Genomic DNA, 988 nt, shown 5'->3' with positions numbered 1-988 from the left:
CCAACGCAATCAAACTTGAAACTTGAAACTTGAAACTTGAAAGCGTGGGCGCGCACAGCAAGGTGGTATTCATTGGCGCGGGTGGCGCACAGTCACCTTTCCGCCCTTACGGCGGCTTACTTTTTGTCTTCGGTATGTGTCAAGGTAGTTGTCGTGTCTTGCCTAACCGACTTGCTGCTGGGCGTCTCGCTCACGATTCAGATACACATGGTCAGGCAGCTTCCAGCTACGGATTCCTCGAGCCCAGCGCTCTGGATTCCCACGCTGAGCCACCGTGTAGACCTGTTCACGCTGCTTCAGCGCAGCAGCATCCTGCCTCCCATGTCGCTGCGCAGGAGTGACGTATTTAAGCGCGCTATGGCGGTGTTCGTTGTTGTACCAGGCAGCAAACTCCATGACCCATACCCGAGCCTCGTCCAGTGATTCAAACGGCAGGCCTGGCCATCGCGAGCAGTACTTGGCCGTACGGAACAAGGCTTCGGCATAGGCGTTATCGTTGCTGACCCGCGGGCGGCTAAACGATGGCAGCACACCCAGATCACGCAGAGCGGCCAGCATTGTCGCGCCTTTCATGGCGCTGCCATTGTCTGAATGAAGCACCAATGTTTCCGGGCGGATTGCTTCACGCAGACAGGCACGTTCCAGCAAGACGCTGGCATGTTCAGCGCTCTCTGCCTCATGCACCTCATTCATGACCAGCTTGCGGCTGTAGATATCTTTGACCATGTACCAGTAGAAGTAACGGCCTTTGACTGTGCTGGGCAGCCAGGTGATATCCCAGCACCAAACCTGGTTCGGGCCGTCTGCCCTGTGCGTGGTGAGCGGCCTGGCTTGGGGCTTTCTGCCGCGTCCACGCCGATGTGCCTGGCCTGCTGACTTGAGCACTCGATAAAAGGTGGATTCTGAGGCCAAGTAAAGGCCTTCATCTGCCAACTTCGGCACGATTTCATGTGGAGTGAGGCCTGCACAGTCAGGACGATTGGCTGCT

The 988-nt window shown here is 57.0% G+C and carries 1 protein-coding gene; it reads right to left on the bottom strand.

What is annotated here, in order from left to right; all coding sequences use genetic code 11:
• Window positions 1-162 precede the first annotated feature (162 nt).
• Window positions 163-988, bottom strand: an 826-nt coding sequence (locus ACF8GB_RS04220) for an IS3 family transposase (RefSeq protein WP_392526604.1), incomplete at its 5' end; no start/stop codon positions are given.

The organism is Pseudomonas sp. xss_4 (genome assembly GCF_043104125.1).
In the GTDB taxonomy this organism is placed as follows: Bacteria; Pseudomonadota; Gammaproteobacteria; order Pseudomonadales; family Pseudomonadaceae; genus Aquipseudomonas; species Aquipseudomonas parafulva_B.
The sequence above is the reverse complement of the archived record's forward strand: the minus strand, read 5'-3'. Positions and strand labels throughout refer to the sequence as shown.